At 58.3% G+C, this 19202-nt stretch carries 17 protein-coding genes; 11 read left to right on the forward strand and 6 right to left on the reverse strand.

The annotated features are described in order from the left end of the window. Window positions 1-2 precede the first annotated feature (2 nt). Entirely contained in the window at window positions 3-1214 is a 1212-nt protein-coding gene (locus tag ACYVIA_RS16970) for an efflux RND transporter periplasmic adaptor subunit (protein WP_460842858.1), read from the reverse strand. Window positions 1215-2159: 945 nt separating this feature from the next. Between ACYVIA_RS16970 and ACYVIA_RS16975 the strand changes: the two genes are divergently transcribed. From ACYVIA_RS16975 to ACYVIA_RS16995, 5 genes are all read left to right on the forward strand, one after another. Then, a complete protein-coding gene (locus ACYVIA_RS16975; RefSeq protein ID WP_460842860.1) occupies window positions 2160-3491 on the forward strand; it encodes a hypothetical protein in 1332 nt (443 codons plus the stop codon). Between the two features lie 14 nt (window positions 3492-3505). Continuing rightward, window positions 3506-4171 (forward strand): hypothetical protein, encoded by a 666-nt coding sequence (locus ACYVIA_RS16980; RefSeq protein WP_460842862.1) that lies wholly within the window; start codon window positions 3506-3508, stop codon window positions 4169-4171. A 284-nt stretch (window positions 4172-4455) separates the two neighbouring features. Next, a complete protein-coding gene (locus tag ACYVIA_RS16985) occupies window positions 4456-4821 on the forward strand; it encodes an XRE family transcriptional regulator (protein WP_460842864.1) in 366 nt (121 codons plus the stop codon). Window positions 4822-4823: 2 nt separating this feature from the next. Beyond that, entirely contained in the window at window positions 4824-6041 is a 1218-nt protein-coding gene (locus tag ACYVIA_RS16990) for a type II toxin-antitoxin system HipA family toxin (protein ID WP_460842866.1), read from the forward strand. A gap of 536 nt (window positions 6042-6577) precedes the next feature. Further along, window positions 6578-6826, forward strand: coding sequence for a DUF3297 family protein (locus tag ACYVIA_RS16995; RefSeq protein WP_146331769.1), 249 nt, complete (start codon window positions 6578-6580; stop codon window positions 6824-6826). A 515-nt stretch (window positions 6827-7341) separates the two neighbouring features. Here ACYVIA_RS16995 and ACYVIA_RS17000 read toward each other — a convergent pair. After that, on the reverse strand, window positions 7342-8037 hold the full coding sequence (locus ACYVIA_RS17000; protein ID WP_460842869.1) for an NAD(P)H-binding protein: 696 nt from the start codon (window positions 8035-8037) through the stop codon (window positions 7342-7344). 426 nt (window positions 8038-8463) lie between these two features. On the opposite strand from ACYVIA_RS17000, the gene ACYVIA_RS17005 reads away from it, so the two are divergent. Next, window positions 8464-8910, forward strand: coding sequence for an SRPBCC family protein (locus tag ACYVIA_RS17005; RefSeq protein ID WP_460842871.1), 447 nt, complete (start codon window positions 8464-8466; stop codon window positions 8908-8910). A 381-nt stretch (window positions 8911-9291) separates the two neighbouring features. Further along, a complete protein-coding gene (locus ACYVIA_RS17010; RefSeq protein WP_460842873.1) occupies window positions 9292-10008 on the forward strand; it encodes a hypothetical protein in 717 nt (238 codons plus the stop codon). 364 nt (window positions 10009-10372) lie between these two features. On the opposite strand, the gene ACYVIA_RS17015 is transcribed toward ACYVIA_RS17010, so the two are convergent. Next, entirely contained in the window at window positions 10373-13105 is a 2733-nt protein-coding gene (locus ACYVIA_RS17015; protein ID WP_460842875.1) for an EAL domain-containing protein, read from the reverse strand. A 59-nt stretch (window positions 13106-13164) separates the two neighbouring features. Between ACYVIA_RS17015 and ACYVIA_RS17020 the strand changes: the two genes are divergently transcribed. Further along, complete coding sequence (locus ACYVIA_RS17020; protein ID WP_460842877.1) at window positions 13165-13683, forward strand: bacteriohemerythrin; 519 nt, start codon at window positions 13165-13167, stop codon at window positions 13681-13683. A 341-nt stretch (window positions 13684-14024) separates the two neighbouring features. On the opposite strand, the gene ACYVIA_RS17025 is transcribed toward ACYVIA_RS17020, so the two are convergent. Further along, window positions 14025-14561 carry a carboxymuconolactone decarboxylase family protein gene (locus ACYVIA_RS17025; protein ID WP_460842878.1) on the reverse strand — a complete coding sequence of 179 codons (537 nt, stop codon included), beginning with the start codon at window positions 14559-14561 and terminating at the stop codon, window positions 14025-14027. A 152-nt stretch (window positions 14562-14713) separates the two neighbouring features. Between ACYVIA_RS17025 and ACYVIA_RS17030 the strand changes: the two genes are divergently transcribed. The 3 genes from ACYVIA_RS17030 (at window position 14714) to nadE (ending at window position 17366) form a co-directional block, all read left to right on the forward strand. After that, on the forward strand, window positions 14714-15571 hold the full coding sequence (locus ACYVIA_RS17030) for a cupin domain-containing protein (RefSeq protein ID WP_460842880.1): 858 nt from the start codon (window positions 14714-14716) through the stop codon (window positions 15569-15571). A 417-nt stretch (window positions 15572-15988) separates the two neighbouring features. Continuing rightward, window positions 15989-16507, forward strand: a complete 519-nt coding sequence (locus ACYVIA_RS17035) for a CinA family protein (protein WP_460842882.1) — start codon at window positions 15989-15991, stop codon at window positions 16505-16507. A 13-nt stretch (window positions 16508-16520) separates the two neighbouring features. After that, window positions 16521-17366 (forward strand): ammonia-dependent NAD(+) synthetase, encoded by an 846-nt coding sequence (gene nadE / locus ACYVIA_RS17040; RefSeq protein ID WP_460842884.1) that lies wholly within the window; start codon window positions 16521-16523, stop codon window positions 17364-17366. A gap of 219 nt (window positions 17367-17585) precedes the next feature. Here nadE and ACYVIA_RS17045 read toward each other — a convergent pair whose 3' ends face one another. Further along, on the reverse strand, window positions 17586-17885 hold the full coding sequence (locus ACYVIA_RS17045; protein WP_460842886.1) for a GIY-YIG nuclease family protein: 300 nt from the start codon (window positions 17883-17885) through the stop codon (window positions 17586-17588). A 117-nt stretch (window positions 17886-18002) separates the two neighbouring features. Continuing rightward, a complete protein-coding gene (locus ACYVIA_RS17050) occupies window positions 18003-19196 on the reverse strand; it encodes an MFS transporter (RefSeq protein WP_460842888.1) in 1194 nt (397 codons plus the stop codon). Window positions 19197-19202: the final 6 nt, after the last annotated feature.

The raw sequence follows: 19202 nt of genomic DNA on the forward strand, positions 1-19202 counted from the left end.
CGTCAGTCCAGCTTCATCGGCAATTCGTTGCGCACGGCAGAGTTGGCAGCCAGTCCGGTGGGTATCACGCGCACGCGATCGCCTTCTGACAGCGCTGCCTTCGCGTCCGCCAGAATCCAGTCGCCGGCCTGCAAACCAGACGTGACTTCTGTCTGGGTCAAGCCACGCAGGCCCAGCTGCACCTTGCGACGCGTGGCGCGTCCATCGGCGACCAGCCACAGCTCGGCGCGGTCGCCCTCCATCGCAGCCAGTGCATCGTTAGGCACGACGATGGCGCGGTCCCGTCGGCCTGTTTCCACGTTCACCGAGACGGTCATGCCCTGGCGCAGGAAATCGGGCACCGGGGTCACGGCAAGGCGCACATCCACCGTGCCGCGCTGCGGATCCACGCTGGGCGCGATGAAGCTGACCTTTGCCGGGAACGGCTGCGCAGGATAGGCGTCGGCGATGCACGTGGCCGCCTGGCCGATGGCGAGCACTTCGAGGTTTTTTTCATCCAGCGGCACCAGGATTTCCGTGTCGCCGCTGCGGGCAATTTCGAACAGCACGCGGCCGGGCTGCACCAGGTCGCCCGGCTCGGCATTGCGGGTGAGCACGGTGCCGGCGACTTCCGCGCGGATCGTGGTCTTGGCCAGCTGCGCCCTGGCGCTCGCTACGCGGGCGCGCGCCGCCGCTTCATTGGGATGGCCGGCCACCAGCGAACGGGCAGCCAGTTGCGCCTGCTCGGCGCCGGCGCGGGCGACGGTCTCGGCCTGTATCGCCTGTTCCATCGCTTCGCGGGTGATCATCTTTTGCTGGAACAGCTCACGACGACGCTGCGCTTCGCGGCTGGCCTGGGCCAATCTCGCTTCCGCCTCGCGCAATGCGGCCTGCGCCTGCGGCCTGGTCGACTGCCGCAACTGGGCCAAGGCGGCCTCCGCTTCGCGAACGGCTGCCTCGAGGTCGTCGGCACGCAGCACCGCCAGCACGTCGCCCGGCTTCACCACATCGCCCTCTTGCACGCGCCGCTCCACCACCACACCGGTCACCGGACTGCCGACCTGCGCACGCGATACCGCCGTCACGCGGCCGGTAGCCACAACCGTCTGCACCAGCGGCCGGGCTGCTACTTCATAACCGGCCAAGGCCGGCCCTCGCATTGCTTGCATTACCCCCCATGTCCCGACGCCGATAGCCAGACAGACGACGATGACAAGGAATAGGCGACGTTTCATAGGGTGACGTGAAGTTAGCATGACGGCCACTATGTTAACCCATTGATCCGCCTTGAGACTTGGGCCACCAAGGGGCTTGGGCAAGGTCCGCATGGGAATCCGCGAAACAGACATGAACACACGGGAGCAGGCAAGAAAACCAGCCGGATAAAGGGCTGGTCACCACGGTTGGTCGCACGGCGGCGTCTCGATCTGTAACGACGATTTATCGGCGGACCGGGAACCTGCGGGCGACGCAACCTCTGCTGGTGAACACCAAGCGTGAAGCAAGGGTGTTGTCTTGCGATAGAAGCCCACGGCGCGCTTGAGATTGCAGAACAGGCCGAGGCATAACTGCCGATCAGCGAGTTCACAACGGATTGATTCGTCGCAAAACAGTCATCATGGCAGCTTTGTGGGCACAATCGGACCAGAGTCGGATCGTGTACAGGGGCTACCTGCGGCCATAAACGGGCGTTCGATTCTCTCGGAAAGTTCAGATGCAATTCTTTTACATTTCACAAGATTTACCTGCTCTTGGAAGATTTTTTGTGAGATTTGGTCAGTCGATTAATGACATTAGGTCGCTGTTCCACTGAGTAGAGCCATTGTTATCTCAGCTGGCAAGCCCAAGACATATAAGCTCGGCAGCCTCAACCTAATAATTAACATTGGATGCGCAAGCCATGCAACACCGGGAAAGATGAGGAGCCTTGTTAGTCCCTATTCGACTGTGGCAATGAGCTTTACCCCTACAATCGCGAGTGTAGTCCTGATGAATTTGACAAAATCAGGAGAGAGGCAGCAATGCTCGTGTGGATATGAAGGGACGTAACACCGACTATTGCCACGAGAAAGAACCCCGTTGCAATAGAATGACGCCTTGAACGAGCAATTCAAAATATCGTGAAAATTCCCCTCACAATCCGATATCCCTTCTATAAATAGCACCGTTATAGTGACCACATGAATAATATCTTTCGCTCCATGCACAAGCAGGGACTGCGTTTATCGGCCTTACTCGTGATTTTCTTAATTGTCTTGCCGGCCAAGTCAGCAACCGAAAATCTGGAAGAAGAACGATGGGGTTTTTGGTTAAAAGTTCTGAATGAAGAGCGCATTCAAATTCCGGTCCAAAACAAAGACGTAGTGGTTCCGTATGCTCCACAGCCTTTGAAACGAACCTGGGACGTGGAAGGCAAAGTGATGCTAGTTGTGCAGGGCGACGGTAGCGGAGGTGTGCGCAAATGGACTCTTGCATTCGACGAAGAAGCGAAACATCTTGTTGAGTCGTTCGATGACAGCACGGCTCGTCTGATACCACAGTCAGACGGTTCATTTATCGCGCAGGATGGCGATGTGCGCGTAACTTTGCGCTATAAGCCCGATGAACATTCCATACATTCCGTCGTCGAAGTAAAACCGGAAAAAGATTGGATAGTGCATACCCATACAATAGAGCTTCCCGTTACACAGGAGAATAAAACAGCTGCACAGCAGGCAATAGCTGTTTTAGTGCAAATAAATCAGGTGAATCGGACGAATAAGAATCTTATGGCGCGAATGGGATATCAGTCCGAAGAGCAAATGATGGAGGCAACCAAGCGTTTGCAACAGGAACACCGGGAGTATGAGAGAAAAAAAGAAGAAGCATCCAGACGGCGCTGGGAAATGTTTGCTCAAGGGATGGGCGCAATAGCGCAAGCTGCAGCAGACACCTCAAGGGCATACGCGGTACAGCGCGCACAGACCCAAGCACTGAACCAGCGCATAGAAAATGCCAATGCTTTGGCCGCGGCGAATGAGAGAGAACGTGTTGTAGCCAACCAGGGTCAGCTCAAGCAACAGCAGCAAGCGCAGCCGCAGATGCGCTCGTTGGCGACTTCCACTCAAACTAATAGCGCAAACAACAGTGCTCGCACGGTCAATATGTCAAGTGCAAGCTCGTCATCGAGTCAGAAAGCATCTAACCTGCGTGCCACCCCTGAAGCCATCACGGTTTGCACCAATCCTGGCGGCGCCAACGGCAGCTTCGAGTGCCGCAGTCCCGTCACGGTTAAACGCGGGCACAAGAACGACATCAGCGGTCATCGCACGCCTGATGAAATGGTGATGAATATGGATGGTTGTCCGAGTCCACGAAGGCTAGCATCGACCACGCACCTGGTATGGGGCTGCGGCTTTGGTGCGACCAACAATAGCAACTCCATGGATCGTAGTGCGGGTGTGGATGTGAAGGGACGTAACACCTACTACTGCCACGAGAAAGAAACCAGCTGCCGGAGAACCACGCCATGAGAACGTTGCGTTCCATGGCCATACTGCTTGTTGCACTTTGCGTCACTAGTTATGCGATAGCCTCGACGGAACCAGTAGCTCGTCGGGCCGGCGAATGCGTAGCCATTAGTGTCGCAGGCAGCAACAGTACCCGCATCGTGAACAACTGCGATCAGCGTGTTCAGATCGGTTACTGCAGCACCCAGCGGCCGATCAGCGGCAAGCGCTGCGGCGAACGGGCCAATGCGGAAAATCCCTTTTACACTCACCTGACCTCTATTGAATCTGGCAGTTCTTCAGTCATCGGCCACCCACGGTCAGCGCTGAGATTGGCGATTTGTATTGGCTCGATGAGGAAGTTCACCAGTGGCCAAGATGGAAACTACTCTTGCAGTAACGAGAAGGCCGAGCAACTTGCTTGGGTTTCTGCTGTCCGTAGCACCAAAAACGAGGCGTGCGAAGCTGCCAGGAGCCGGGTGTCGCCGTCAGAAATGACAAGAGCGCCGTGCGAGTGCGAATCCTTGAATCAAGGTCAGGCCTTTCACTGCCGACAGGCACTTTCATTGCCTCTTGAGGAGGTGCGTGAAAGAGAAGGATTCGTCGACAATATTAAAGGCTGGGTAAGGAAGCAGGTTACCAAACCTAATCCAGACGATTGCAAATCAAGCACGTGCGGCACGGCTTTTTGTGTACGAGGGTAGTGAAACGCCTCGAATTACCTCCCTTATGGGTATGCAAGTCCCGCAGAGTCATGAACAAGGGCGTAATCCGCTGTCGTGACAATGTCCGCCTTGGAGCGACTCGAGCCTCTCTACTGAAATTGGGACTACGACTGCTTCGTCACGTTCACCTGACGGAAAAAACTGACACTTTGGCGCAGTTCTCAAGGCGAAGCTTGAGGTGGTTGACTTGCTGCCTTAGTCCCAAGGAAGAACGGCATTACATAAGTTTTACCAAAAGCGGGGTTTATGGTAACTTTTATGTTATGTCTAAATCCTCCCTCGCCCTCTCATCGGTCCCGCCCCAAGCGCTTGGCGCACTGCAGACGCTGGGCGAGCATCTCGCTTTGGCTCGTCTGCGGCGCAAGGAATCCCAGTGCAGCTGGGCCTCCCGTTTGGGCGTCTCGGTCCCGACGCTCATCCGTCTGGAGAAGGGCGACCCCTCCGTGAGCATGGGAGTGTACGCCTCGGCGCTCTGGCTTCTCGGACTGTCGGACGGGCTCGCTGAACTTGCCGATCCGGTCAAGGATATGCGGGCGCTGGAGTCCGATGTGCGGCAGGCCAGCCAACTGCGCGCCGCCCGGACAAGGGTTTCCGGGATGGCGCGGCTTGCCAAGAAAAAGGAGCGCTGATCGTGCACGCCGCCCCTCCTGACACGCTTTATCTCTGGTTTCTCGGCAGGCCCGACGCCCCTACGCTGGTGGGCGAGCTGAACCTCGTGATGAGCCGGCGCGGGGTCTCGCTGAAGTACGCTGAGTCCTGGATCAAGTCCGGCTTCCCGCTGAGCGAAGACCTGCCGCTCACCGACCTGGAGCACATCCCTTCTGAAAAGGATACGGCCGCAGGCGCCGTTGATGATGCGCGCCCCGACCGGTGGGGCGAGCGAGTCATCCGCCTGCTCGACCGTCCGCCCCGGCTCTCCCTGCTGGAGTACCTGTATTACGCGGGCGACGATCGTTTCGGTGCTCTGGGGGTGTCCCTTTCCGACACGGTCTATCAGCCCCGTGAAATCGGCCCGCTGCCCAAGCTCGTCGATGTTGACGCCGTGCACGAGGTGGTGCGCCGTGTGCTCGCCCAAGAGCCGGTCGATGCGCGTCAAAAGCGTCTGATCGCCCCCGGCGTCACCATGGGTGGCGCCCGGCCCAAGGCGCTGTTTCAGCTGGACGGCCAGGAGTGGGTGCTCAAATTCGCCGAGGAAGACCGACCCGCCGAGCCCCTGATGGAACACGCTGCGCTGACGCTCGCGGCACAAGCCGGCATTAACGTTGCCGAAACCCGGCCCATCCCCTTCAAGACTGGGGTTGCGCTGGCCATCCGCCGATTCGACCGGAGTGCCGGCCGGCGACTGCACGCGATCTCGGCCAATGTCGCGCTGCGGGCGGCAGGTGCCGAACTCTCCTACCCGAACCTGGCCTTACTGCTGCGACGACGCGGCCCAATCGAGCTGCACCGGGCTCAGATGCGGGAGATGTTCCGGCGGCTGGTATTCAACATCCTCATCGACAACACCGACGACCACGAGAAGAACCATGTGGTCCTGATGCGGGAGGATCAGCAGTATGTGTTGGCGCCTGCCTTCGATGTCCTGCCCATGGGCCAGTCCCTGGGCTACCAGTCGTTAGTGGTCGGGGAACGGGGGGCAGAGTCGACCATTGAGAATGCGCTTTCCGCAGCAACCCAGTATTGGCTCACGCCCCAGGACGCGCTGGCAGAGGCCCGGCAGGTCGCTCGTGTGGTCGAGGGCTGGCAGTCGCACTTCGCCGCCCAAGGATTGCCAGAGGCCACACTCGAAGAGCTGGCGCAGCATATCGACAGACCCTTCCTGAAAGACCAGCGCCTGGCCCTCCGATAGCGGGTGCCCGGACGTCCTATCGGTCGGCTTCGCCGGCCCACTCCTCTCCAACGTAGATTATTAGCTTTGGCGAAACGCGACCAACGGCTGAGGATCGACAGCACTGGTTCGTAGTCAGGTTTCAGGTGCCCGATGATGAGACCCAAACGGTCGTTCAGCAAGCGGCCTTGATTGCCGGCAGGCGGTCACAAACGCCAGAGGCGGAAACAACAATAAATTAGCAATCGATAATCTGTTGTCGTTGCTTAGCGATAACAACATTTGAGCAACTTTTGCGTAGCACCAATCTCGCGGACGAACAATTCCGGTCGCAGCCAGGGGCTGAGCCTCATTGCAGCAATGGCAGTTATGGCCAGGACTGCTGATCATAATCACTGAACTCTGTGCTCATGCCGTAGGACTGGCTGATCAAGAATGCTGGATTCCGCAACCTGCCCGCCGCGACGCGATGGCATAAAAATGGAAATGCTGGGCAGCAAAACAGGCGAGTGCTGGAAAATTGTTTTGGGCGAGAGATTGGTAGATAATTCCCGTCCATGAACGACATGACACAACTCCCCCCATTTCCTGACCGTCTCTCGGTCGATCCACGCAGCCCTTACTACAATGCGGCTGTCCTCGAGCACGATGTTGGCATCAAGCTCGATGACAAAGAACGCATCAATGTCGAGGAATACTGCATCAGCGAAGGCTGGATCAAGGTTGCGGCCGGTAAGGCGCGTGACCGCAAGGGCAATCCGATGACGATCAAGGTAAAAGGCAAGGTCGAGCCTTTTTACCGATAACGCCTTAGAGCCTATCCCAGTAGGAATCAGCCCCGCGTTGGGGGCAAAAAGGTGCACCGGCAAGGCGCGAGGATGCGCATAGTGATCTATGCAAAGACGAGCAACACCGCCGGTGTGCGTTTTTGCCCCCAACCCGAAGGGCCGGTACCCATTGAAGCCCATGGCGGTGTTGCGAACCCCTTGCGTGGATCACCACGCGGCGGGCCTCGCGCCTGGCCCTGGACCCCAATGGGTACCGGCGCGGGGCTGATTCCTACTGGGATAGGCTCTTAATGCCTTGCGCAACATAAGAAAGAATGGAAGATGCCGCCTGCGACATGGAAGCAGGCGGTCAATCAGTCCGCTTTCGAGGAAGCCAACTGCCTAGTTTGGGTCGATTGTTCCACCTCGCACGTTCCAGGTGAACGTCCTGAAGGCATCCAATAGCCGCCCGTGCCGTGAATAATGACTCGTATCCAGTGCGCGATAGTCGCCCCTTGAAAAAGGCGCGATTACCCTGCAGCGCAGCGCCGGCATCAAGCTTGCATGGCACCGGAAAGTAACACTTCCCTTCCCTGTGCCACCGGCACTCTCTCCAGCAATGCGTGGGCAACGTTGAGTGCGGCAATAGGTCGATAGTCCGCCGGAATGAATGGCTTCAGCAGCCTACCGGCATAGGTGGTGATTTTTTCCCCCACGCGTGTCGGTTGACCCAGTGTCTCGCGGTTACCGGTCAATAGCGACGGACGCGCGATCACGAGCGCGTCGAGGCCGAGTGTCGATAGTGATTCCTCCAACTCACCCTTGACTCGGTTATAGAAGATGTTCGAGTGTGCATCCGCCCCCATGGCGCTGACGACACCAACGCGGCGCACACCGGCCGCTAGTGCTGCGCGTGCCGCCGCCAGGTTGGCGTCAAAGTCCACGGCACGGAAGGCTGCCTGGCTGCCGGCCACTTTGATGGTCGTGCCGAGCGCCAGGTACGCTTCATCGAGTGCTGGAAATAATGGCAGCGCGGTGAAATCGACGACATGTGAAGTCAGCTTCGGATGCCGGATGGCCAAGGGGCGCCGCCCGATGGCATGGACTGCCGTGACCGAATCATCCGCCAGGAGCCCCTGAAGCAATGATTGACCTACGAGGCCCGTTGCCCCTGCCAGCATGACCCTTCGTTTTGCTACACGCGATGAATCTTTTGGCGCTGAGCTGGAAGGAATTGGTCTCTCGATCATGGTGTTTTTCGGTGAATGTGCAGCATCGTGGTTTGGAATGGACGCGGGCCGCTGCTTGGGATTTGGTTCAAATCGTTCAGTGCCGGCCTTCGAGAAGGCTGAGAGCCTGTTTGAAAACTGTCGCGAGCGGTCCGAGTTTGGTCTGAGAAGCGCAGTCGTACGTGAGGTACGACGAGCATCGCAAGGCCAAAACCGGACCGCGCAGTAGGTTTTCAAACAGGCTCTGAGCGTGATTTTAGTATCGATCTTGCTGCTATGTGACCATGGCCGTAACGCCAGGAACGCGGCAGAAAGCAGTCGATCCGAGCGCAGGACATTCCCGCCGAGTTCGCCCAGAATCGGCAACCCGGTATTCCTGCAGGCTTTGTCTTGTGGTACGTCAAGTCATATGCGAGCATGTTGCCCTTAAAAACTAAGGGAGTGACCTTGTTCACGCATGAAGTAAAAACAGAGATCGAGATTAATGCATCGGCACAACGCGTATGGTCGGTACTTATCGATTTCGCCGAACATCCGAATTGGAATCCCTTTATTCGGGAAATTACCGGTCTTCCACACGTGGGGGAAAAGTTGCGGGTCGCAATTCAACCGCCCGGCGGCAAAGGCATGACGTTCCGTCCCACCATTCTGGTCGCACAGCGTGAACAGGAACTTCGTTGGCTCGGGCGATTCCTCATTCCCGGATTATTCGACGGCGAGCACTATTTCCGTGTTATCCCGCTCAGTCCTGACAAGGTGCGCTTCATCCATGGCGAGCAATTCTCCGGTCTTCTCGTGGGACTAGCCAAGTCCAGCCTTGATTCCGGCACCAAAGCGGGATTCGAGGCCATGAATAAGGCGTTAAAAGCGAAGGCCGAGTCAACTCAACACTGACTGTTCGATTTAATGGAGAGGGAGAAGCCGCTTTGCTGCGCGATGGCTTTCCGCTTAGGGTCGCGTGGCGCAGTTTGCCGTGCATCTGCGCTCCCCGAGAACGCGACCTCTCGCCACCGTCCCGGCGAGCCTTGCGCCAGCTCATGCAGTCAATCGCATCCGTTTAGTTCGCCTTGAATCTTCCGCCGGGGTAACGACACGTTCCCTGCGCTGGCTGGTCTTGCCCAGCCGTTCGATTCTGGCGGCAGTAGCAAATTTCCTGTTCTTCAAAAGTAACGGCGGGCAAGCCGCGCGTCCAGAACTAATCGATCCGGGCCAAGTCAATAAAGCACTCGGCAGATGCGCCGATCCATCTGACGGAATACCACCTAACGGAACATCATGAACACCAGTTTCGAGTCCGTACTGCAATCGATCGACCAGGCGGCCGTGGCGGACGCGCTTGCGTCGGCTTTGACCGCTGTCGTTTCTGACGCTTCCGCACCGGACTCGGCGCTTGCGGGGTTGCGCAAGGCAAGGAATGAATCGGTTTCGCCAGAGGAAAAGGCTGCCGTCGCTGCCTTGCAGGCGTATGGCGTCGAATCCACCGCCGAAGTATTAACTGCGGGGCTGGAACAGGACGCGAGTGAACGTGCTGCACACCTGCGTGACGCGCTGGAGGCGGACTCGGAAAGTGATGCCCTTTCACTGCTACGAACCAGCGCCGATGCCGGTTCCGCGTTCAAGTCAAGGCTGTCTTTGCGGATCGCATCGAGATGCGCCCAGATGATCGCGGCGGAAATCGAGCGCGACAAGCAAGGTCACTTCACCATCCTCAATGAGCAAGACGCCGCGATATTCGAGTCGAGGCGCAACGCGCACCGCAAGATGCGCACCGACGCGGCGCGCGACTTCCTCGCCTCACTGCCGAGCCGCTATCCTTCTTTTGGCGCTGCCCTGTTTGCCGACATCAGGCGACATGTGGAGCAAGAGGTCGCGGAGCAGCACAAGCGACCTGATATACATGAAGCCGTGGCCTCGTTGTTTGATAGCGCGATCAACTGCATGCCGGAATCAATGCGTGACGCCGTAAAGCGTGCGGCGCAGTCGGGGCAATAACCGCCCAGTGCCGGTTTGTCAGGATCGTCGCAAGCGCGGTCGTTGATTCCGTGAGTTAGAGGAAGGTCGGGACAGTAAAGGTCCCGTGGCGGCGTGCTCATTACGTGACCGCGCCTCCCGGCCTCGCATTGTTCTGCTCGTCAGGCCCCGCCCGATCAAACGGTTCAAGTCGAGCCAAAGTTCAGCGCCAATAAATTATCCATCTACCTCATCGCAAACGACTTCGCCCTCCCCTTTCTCTTGCTTATGCCCTAGGCTGTGTTTGAAAAGCGTAGCGAGCGGTTCGGTTTGGTGTCGAGGAGCGCACGCGTACGACTGGTACGCCGAGCACCGCAGACATCAATCCGGGCCGCGCAGTAGCTTGTCAAACACGGCCCAATGGGGGCAGCGTGAGGAGGCCACTGTCAATCCGCTGCTCGATTTCTGCGGCGCTCATTGGCTTGCCATGCAAATAGCCTTGGATGACGTGACATCCGATCTCCGCAAGAAACTGTTCTTGCACCGTTTCTTCCACCCCTTCGGCGAGGATTTCCATATTCAGGTTGCGACCGAGCGCCACGACCGCCCGCGCGATGGCGACATCGCTCGCGTCGTGCGGCAGGTCGCGGATGAAAGCGCGATCAATCTTGAGCCTATCAAGCGGGAAGTGCTTCAAATATGCAAGAGACGAATAGCCCGTACCAAAGTCGTCGATCGCGGTCCTGACTCCCATCGCGCGCAGACCGTGCAGGATGTTGACGGCACTGGCCGGATCTTCAATCAGGGACCCTTCCGTGATTTCCAGCTCCAGGTCACCGGCACTGATCCCGCTTTCATCCAAGGCCTTTCGGATGTCTGCCATGAGGTTCTTATTGGTGAACTGGCGTGCAGAAAGATTCACTGCCACGGGTAGTGAGGCGCCATAACGCTGGCGCCATGCGCGAGCTTGCGCGCAGGCGGTATGAAGGACCCAGTTGCCGATTGGGATGATAAGGCCGGTTTCTTCGGCAATCGGGATGAACTGGACTGGCGAAATCGATCCGAGCTCCGGATTGGACCAGCGCAGCAAGGCCTCCACCCCAACCAGGCAGCCGCTCTCGAGATGAACCTGCGGCTGGTAAACGACGGAGAATTCGTTGCGGACCAGTGCCTGCCGCAGCATCGCTTCCAGCGTCAGCAACTGCGCGCCCCCGGTTTTCGTCCCGTCCGAGTAGAAGTGATAGGTTGCGCGTCCGTCCTCCTTGGCACGATACATCGCTGCCTCGGCTTGCCGCATCAGGGTTGCCACTCCGTCACCATCATCAGGAAACAGTGCCACGCCAATACTGACTGAAACATGCAGCCGATGTCCGTCGACATCGATCGGGGACACAAAAGCCGCCAGAATCTTTTCGCAGATCGCTGCCACGTTTTGCGTCGACTCGATGTCCTCCAACAGTACCGAGAAACGATCTCCGCCGGGGCGTGCCGCAACGTCATGGCGGCGAAGGACGCGACGAATCCGGTCAGCGGCTTCGGTCAGGACGTAATCGCCGACCGCATGCGTCAGCGAGTCGTTGATGAGCTTGAACCGGTCAAGACCGATTTCCAGTACTGCGAACCGGCGTGTCGAACCGCGGGTATTGGCAATCGCCAAGTCGAGAGCGGTCACCCAGGCGTCCCGGCTCAGCATGCCGGTCAGTGCATCAAAGGTGCGCAACTGTTCCAGCAATGCCTCGGTCTGTTTATGCTGGCTGAGGTCTGCGGTCATCGCAATATAGTTGATCACGGCGCCTGCAGGATTACGGACCGCGACGATGGAGAGCAGCGCCGGATAGATGTCGCCGTTCTTCCGGCGATTCCAGATTTCTCCCTTCCAGTTGCCGTCGCTGCGGATGCGCTGCCACATCGTCGTATAGAAATCAGGGTCATGCCGCCCCGAATTCATCAGGCGGACGTGCTGCCCCAACACCTCAGCCCGGGAATAGCCGCTGATATACGTAAATGCCGAGTTGACCTCGATGATCCTGCACTCAGGGTCGGTCACAAGGATGGACTCCACACTGTTGCTGAACACTTTGTCTGCCAGCCGCAGACGGTATTCAGCCTGCTCCTTGCCCCGATTGACAAACCAGAGCAGCATCCCGCCAAAGAGAAATGACATCAGCGCCGACAAACCATTGACCAGGAGCTGACGTTCCGCTTCAAGCTCGCGGGCGCGCGCCTGGTCGAACAGTGCTGCGCCAAGAACATCCTCCAGGGATTTCATGGCATCGATGCGCTGCGACGCGACATCGAACCACCGTTCTGCAGAAAACGATGGCGACGATGCACGCAGGGTGATGCGATCCTCGGCAAGCACATAGCGACGAAAAGCGTCCATCTCGCGCGCGTAATCGGATGCCTCGATTTCACGATATCCGGTATTGGCATCGGCTGTGGCCAGGCTGCGGAACTGCTCCAGTTGCGTGTCTTCGATGGCCCAAAGCTGATGCAGATAGGTCCTGCGGGACTGATCGCCGAATGTGCCGGACGACAGGACAGCGACAAGCAGCGCTCTCTCCAGCCCGGCAGTTTCCCGGGCCCGCAGCAGGGAGATAAACGCCATTTGCTGACCGACAAGATCGCCTGCTGTTGCGGCGCCATTGAGCATGACGGCGATGAGCTGGTTAATGAGCCCGCTATAGTGCGCCACGGCCTCGTCACGCGTGACATACAAATCTCGCACATGCTCGCGCATCCTGATGGTCCCGGTCGCGGTTGCCAGATCCGCAACCGACCAGTTGGGAATGGCAACCCCATGCGATGGCAGTGCCTTCGCCAGCCTCCGCAAGGCGGCATCGGTACGTGCCGTCTGTACTGCCAGTGGATCGGAAAAGCGCTGGCCGTCAGTCGACAGGAAGCTGCTTGAGAGGCCGCGCTCGCGCTGCAGTTCGTGTATTGCCTGGCTGATGATGCTGGTCAGTTCGGTCCAGTTACGTACCTGAACTGCCAACCGGCGCTGATCCAGACGTTCTTGCAGACTGTTGGCAGCAAAGAATGCCAGCAGCAAACTGAACGCACCAAGCAGCCAGATGACGCGCCGCCGGATTGTTCTGAATGGATAGGAGAGTTCGAGTTGTGCGGGTGGCGAGGTCATGGCACCCGCTATCTCTTCATGAAGCTTGAAAATCGCATTGCGCGAGTATACGTGTTGGCTTGCAGCAAAAGATTGATCTACGGCAATTTATTGCAACCAAGTTCCGTGCCACAATCCAACAACTCTTGTTTACCTCGACGCCCATGCCCATCGTTTGGTCATCTCAGTTGGAAACCGGCATTCGCCAGATCGATCTGCAGCATGAGGAACTGGTCGCGATGATCAATGCCGCCGAAGCGGCCCATGCGAAAGGTAACGACATTCTCGCGCTGGAGGAAATCCTTCCACGCCTGGCAGCATATGTCCTCTTTCATTTTGCAACAGAGGAATCCATGTTTGACAACGGTGTTGGTCTTCAGCATGCGATTGCTCATCGGAATGCGCATATGGAATTTCGGGCGCGTCTGGCGACCATGAAAGCGAATGCAGCAAACGGTACACCTGAAGCGCTTGCGCGGTTGATCGACTACCTGAGGAATTGGTTGCTTAACCACATTGCAATTACCGACAAAGAACTGGCTCGGGAGATACGGTCTGTCTCCACCGGCCAAATGCAGAAATCAAAATCGATCTGCTAATGGACATCGGCCGTCCGTTTCCGAGAAACATGAACAGCAGATCTGATCGCCCTACTCTTTTGATTAAATCGGACTGGCCACGTCGCGCGGTTAAGCGTTCCCACGCATACTTGAAATATCGAGAAGAGATGATGGCCGTATCCACGTGGTGATGATGGCGCCGAGAAAAGCACTCGCGATCCACCGGAATCGTAGTTTTCTTTGCATTAAATCGCGAACGACTCCGGTTTCCCTGACGACCTACCAGTGACGCTTTTGACAGGGTTAATGTCATGTAGCCACTGGGTTGGTTGAACGCCGCGACGGCATGTGTCATCGCGGCGTTTTTTGCGCACTCGCACTCAATTGCGCAGTGCGACCTTGGGAAAGTCCACCGGTACGTCCAGCGCGACATTGACATAGTTCGTGAACAGATTCAGTGCCACGTGCGCCATGATCTCGACGATGTGTTCGTCGTTAAATCCCGCTGCGCGCACTGCCGCGACGTCGTCCGCCGAAACATGCGCACGATCGTTGACCACCTTGAGCGCGAACGCAAGGGCGGCAGCCGTTTTCTGGTCCGCCGCGTGGCCAAGCTGTGCGCCGGCCATCTCTTCTGCAGTCGCTCCAGCTTTCTTGCCGAGCATGGTATGGGCCGCAAGACAGTACTCGCACTGATTGCGGTTGGCGATCGCCACGGCGATCTGCTCACCAAGCTTCGCGCCAAGGGAGCCCCCGGCAAGCGCGCTGAAGCCACCCCACATGCTCTTCAGCGCTGCCGGCGAGTTGGCCACAGCCCGGAACATGTTGGGCGTTGCGCTGAACGCCGTGTGGATTTGCTTTAACGTGTCCTGACTCGTGGCTGGGACGAGTTCAATATTCATATTGACGCGAGACATCAGGTTTTCCTTTCAAAGATCGGGTTCGATGAGAATGGAGCTTTCCTGCCGCCGCCGGGCTTGCGCTTCAGTGGCTGCAGTGAGAAGCAGTATGCGAAGCTTTGACGTACTATTGGATTCATTTCATTCAATATTCATATCTTTTCGTTCAAGTGAATACCCAACCTCCCATCGACAGGTTATCCGCGCTGCTGAAGCGCTTTCGAGTACGCGTCAATTTCTTTCACTCGGGCAGGTTATGCGGACTGCAGAAGTACGACAGCAGCAGCGGTCTTGGTTTCCTGCATGTGCTTCGCCGCGGCACGATGGAAGTGACGCATCACGGCGCCGCAGGTGTCCCGACAAAGCTGGTTCTGGATGAACCGACCCTATTGTTCTATCCGCGCCCGCTTACCCACCATTTCCACAACCCGCCCCACGACGGTTCGGATTTCACCTGCGCGGCAGTTGAGTTTGAAGGTGGCGCAGCCAACCCGCTCGCGTGCAGCCTGCCGCCGTTCATCCGGTTGCGCCTGGCCGATGTGGACGGGCTCGAACCTGCGCTCGGACTGCTGTTTGCCGAGACGGATCGCATGCGTTGCGGACAAGGTCTGCTGGCAGATCGGCTTTTTGAAATCGTGCTGATCCAGTTGCTGCGCTGGTTGCTGGATCATCCGGAAGAAGCTGGCGTGCAGCCGGGACTGATCACAGGCCTTTCGGACCCGCGCATTGCGCGTGCGCTGGTGGCGATCCATGAAGTGCCCGGCGATTCCTGGACACTGGAACGACTCGCAGAACGCGCCGGCATGTCGCGCACGAGCTTTGCGACGGTATTTAAAAAGGTGGTGGGGCAGACGCCGGCCGACTATCTGGCAAGCTGCCGCATCGCGCTCGCTCAGGCCGGGTTGCGTGAAGGACGGCCGATCAAATTATTGGCAGACCAGCTTGGCTATGCGAACCCGCCAGCGCTGTCGCGAGCGTTCGCGGCGAAGGTAGGGCTTTCGCCAAGGGAGTGGTTGAAAAACGGCTAGGAGCCGTCCACGAGGTGCGTGCCGAACGAAGGCGTTTATTGCTCGGCCTCCAACCTTGGGCCGAGCAGGTAAATGACTGGTAAAGATTGCTGCGGAACTCTTACGGTCTGATGGACCGTGATACCAGGATCGACAATCACGGAACGCGGTGCCGGAGCATACACTGGTGCTCGCTCCTGGAGCGGTTTCGTCCTGACTGGTGCGGGGCTCTGTATTTCCGCTCCTCTTTATACTCGCCGCTTTTTTCCGCCTCCGTTCAACTTTGCAGTTACCGTAGCAGCGTTTCGACTTCATTCCCCTGCACTGGCAGGTGTCGGCAGCAAATTTCATACATGGCAAAGAACGAAATTTGCATTTCGCTATCCAATTTGCATTAAAGAAGCCCGCCACCCATACATATTTCCCATATACGATTCAATGAATGAAAACGTGAAAAGTGTCCTGCGCTATATGCAGGAACACGACCTCAAGCTTGTGACCGCGGAATCCTGCACTGCTGGCCTGATTGCGTCGATGCTGGCCGAAGCGCCGGGGTCTGCCAGCTGGCTGGAATGTGCGTTCGTTACCTACTCGCCGCAGGCGAAGATCAGTTGTCTTGGTGTGCAGCGGGAAACAATTGACCGATTCAACTTAACCAGCGAGGAAGTGGCCCGTGAAATGGCGGAAGGTGCGTTGCGTGCCAGCCGTGCCAATGTCGCACTGGCCGATACCGGCCTTGCCGGCCCTGGTGGCGACGGTTCTATTCCAGTTGGTACCGTTTGCTTTGCATGGTCCTTTCAGGAAGACGACGACGCGGTTACCTTTTCGGAGACGCGCAAGTTCAATGGTGACAGGAACGAGGTGCGAGAACGCGCGGCGGAGTACGCGGTCAGTCGCATTTGGCACTATCACAACGCATTCATCACCAACAGGACCTCACCGGCACAAACTGCATGATTAATGAGCAGCCATGGATAAACGAGTGATTGACAAGGAACAGCAACAGCTCATTGCCGAACTGAACGTAGCTGCAACATTTAATGCGCGTACCGAGCTTGACCAGCGCATCGCATTTTTGTGTGATCTGCTGATCAGCACGCGGCGCCGCACCTTCGTCTTGGGCATCAGCGGTGGTGTTGATTCTTTGGCGGCAGGCTGTCTGGCACAAGCAGCTGTCGATAAAGCACGCGCACAGGGATATGACGCACGCTTCATCGCCATGCGCCTTCCTTACGGCGTGCAACGCGACGAGGAAGACGCACAACGCTCGCTCGCAGTCATCAAGCCTGATGAAATCTTGACGGTCGACATCAAGCCGGCAAGCGATGCGATGCTCGCTGCGGTCAAGGCAAGCAGCCAGTCATTCAAGGACGCAGCGCACGAAGACTTCATACTCGGCAACATCAAGGCACGACAACGGATGATCGCCCAGTACGCGGTCGCCGGCGCGACCGATGGTTTGGTCATCGGCACCGATCAGGCAGCCGAAGCGCTGATGGGTTTTTTTACCAAGCACGGCGATGGCGCCGCGGACGTCACGCCGTTGACTGGCTTAACCAAGCGGCGCGTCCGTGCAATCGCGGCTGAATTCGGCGCACCGCAGGACCTTGTGTATAAGGTCCCCACTGCCGACCTCGAAAACCTCGCACCACTCAAGCCGGATGAAGATGCATTCGGCGTCAGCTACGAGCTCATCGACGATTTCCTGGAAGGTAAACAGATCAGCGAGGAAGCACGCGCCATCATCCTGCGGCAATTCCAGCAAACTGCGCACAAGCGCACCTTGCCAGTCACGCCACCACAAGGCGACGGTTAGAGCATTTTTTCCTAACCGCACGCACCTCGCCGGCCGCACCTCGCCGGCCGCAACCAATCTCGAGCCTGCGATGCTCACCGTACCTCATGTACGGCTGCGCTTCTCGGACTCGGCATCCCCGCCCGGCCTTGGCGCGCAGCTTCACACCTGTTGACTGCCGCTCGGAGTACCGGCACAGACTACTGACGGAGAGTGCAGCACCTTGCAAGACGACGCGAATCAATCCTTGTCTGGGTGATTTTGCCCCGCCACGCTTTCCTCTTCGGCCAGCACCAGTGCGACAACTTCGCGCTTCTGAACTGGAGAGAGTTGCTTGAACTGATACTCCAGCCTGGAGGCCTCCGACCTGTCCGCTGCGGGGATGGTGCAGAGTAAGCGCCGGGGTGGCCTGGATCGCGTGTACTTCGCTCCCTTGCCGGCGGCATGGGCTGCGTATCGCGCTGCCACATCGGTCGCAATCCCCGTGTAGATAGCGTTGCCCTCGCATTCGATCAGATACACATACCAATTCGCCACCATGCCCCTCCCTATTCCGCTCCAGGAAGCATACCGTATTGGCAGCGTGTGATCGCGACGAGCCTTACGGGGATTGATGTGCGCGAGACACATCAGCAAGCTGTCGGGCGAATGGTCGCGTCAGTGCCCGCGATAGCTGCGCAACGCGGGCATGAACGCCGCATTGCCGAGCGCTGCCAACGCCAACGCCGCGCCGATGACGAAGACTGCACGTTGTGCGTCCAGCACATGCGTCAGTGCACCGGCCGCAAGACCCGATATCGCCGGCATGACCTGCGAAATGATCGTGTACATGCTGAGTACGCGACCGCGCACCGCCTCCTCAACGTTCTCCTGGATCGCCGCGACAATCAGGCTGATGGCCATGCCGCCCAGCAGGCCGACGCAAGCCAGCAGCATGAAGGCGACGGCCGGGTTCGTGGTGCGTCCCATGCCCGCAAACAGTAATCCGGAGAGTGCGCATGCGGTAAACACCGTCTTCCCGTGCGGGAGGCGTCGCGCTGCCAGCATGCAAACCAGACCACCGGCGATGAGCGCAGGCGCGAGCGTGCCGAGGAAGGCGCCCCGCCCCAGTTCACCGAGTCCCAGCGCAGTGCGAGTGAGCTTGGGAAGGATGACCTGCATCGGACCCATCAGCATGTAGCCGAACATGGCCGTCACGAGCAGTTGCGCAAGCAAGGGGTCGCCGCGCACCGCACCGAGGCCATCGAGAATATCGCGCATGACGGGCCGAGGCGGTTTGCCGGTGACATGTGTCGACACACGAAACAGCAGCGCCGATCCGATGATGAACAGCGCAACAGCAAGTGCAAAAACCCCCTGCCAGCCAACATACAAACGACATACCGAAATCGCCAGCGGCCCGAGGCCGAACCCGAGCATGACTAGCAGGTTAAAGACCAGCGAGGCACGGCGCAACGTAGCCGCGTCCACGATCTGACTGAGCGCCGTCATGCGCGCCGGTGCGACGAAAGACCAGCCGATTCCGGCGCACAGGGCAGCGGCAAGAAAGACCGGCGCCCGCAGCGCCGGCTCGGCGATAAAACGATCGCCGTACGCCATCAGCACTGCCGCCAGAACGAACAAGGCTTGTGCTGCATGAATGATGCGCGTCGGCGCAAGACGGTCGCACAGCACGCCGGCATACCAGCCGAGAATCAGCGGTGGACCGAAACACAGTCCGAACCCTACCCCGGCCAATACGTCCGAGCCCAGCACCTCTTGCGCGTAGATGATCACCGAGTAATTGATGACGTGGCCGCCGGTGAACGCCAGCAGGCACGACAAGAAGAATGCCCAATGGCGGCCGATCATGCGGCC

The organism is Noviherbaspirillum agri (assembly GCF_054780595.1).

Excerpts from the sequence above, each read along its gene's own strand:
- ACYVIA_RS16970 (WP_460842858.1), bottom strand. The coding sequence starts at position 1,214 with ATGAAACGTCGCCTATTCCTTGTCATCGTCGTCTGTCTGGCTATCGGC.
- ACYVIA_RS16975 (WP_460842860.1), top strand. The coding sequence starts at position 2,160 with ATGAATAATATCTTTCGCTCCATGCACAAGCAGGGACTGCGTTTATCG.
- ACYVIA_RS16980 (WP_460842862.1), top strand. The coding sequence starts at position 3,506 with ATGGCCATACTGCTTGTTGCACTTTGCGTCACTAGTTATGCGATAGCC.
- ACYVIA_RS16985 (WP_460842864.1), top strand. The coding sequence starts at position 4,456 with ATGTCTAAATCCTCCCTCGCCCTCTCATCGGTCCCGCCCCAAGCGCTT.
- ACYVIA_RS16995 (WP_146331769.1), top strand. The coding sequence starts at position 6,578 with ATGAACGACATGACACAACTCCCCCCATTTCCTGACCGTCTCTCGGTC.
- ACYVIA_RS17000 (WP_460842869.1), bottom strand. The coding sequence starts at position 8,037 with ATGATCGAGAGACCAATTCCTTCCAGCTCAGCGCCAAAAGATTCATCG.
- ACYVIA_RS17010 (WP_460842873.1), top strand. The coding sequence starts at position 9,292 with ATGAACACCAGTTTCGAGTCCGTACTGCAATCGATCGACCAGGCGGCC.
- ACYVIA_RS17015 (WP_460842875.1), bottom strand. The coding sequence starts at position 13,105 with ATGACCTCGCCACCCGCACAACTCGAACTCTCCTATCCATTCAGAACA.
- ACYVIA_RS17025 (WP_460842878.1), bottom strand. The coding sequence starts at position 14,561 with ATGTCTCGCGTCAATATGAATATTGAACTCGTCCCAGCCACGAGTCAG.
- ACYVIA_RS17035 (WP_460842882.1), top strand. The coding sequence starts at position 15,989 with ATGAATGAAAACGTGAAAAGTGTCCTGCGCTATATGCAGGAACACGAC.
- nadE (WP_460842884.1), top strand. The coding sequence starts at position 16,521 with ATGGATAAACGAGTGATTGACAAGGAACAGCAACAGCTCATTGCCGAA.
- ACYVIA_RS17045 (WP_460842886.1), bottom strand. The coding sequence starts at position 17,885 with ATGGTGGCGAATTGGTATGTGTATCTGATCGAATGCGAGGGCAACGCT.
- ACYVIA_RS17050 (WP_460842888.1), bottom strand. The coding sequence starts at position 19,196 with ATGATCGGCCGCCATTGGGCATTCTTCTTGTCGTGCCTGCTGGCGTTC.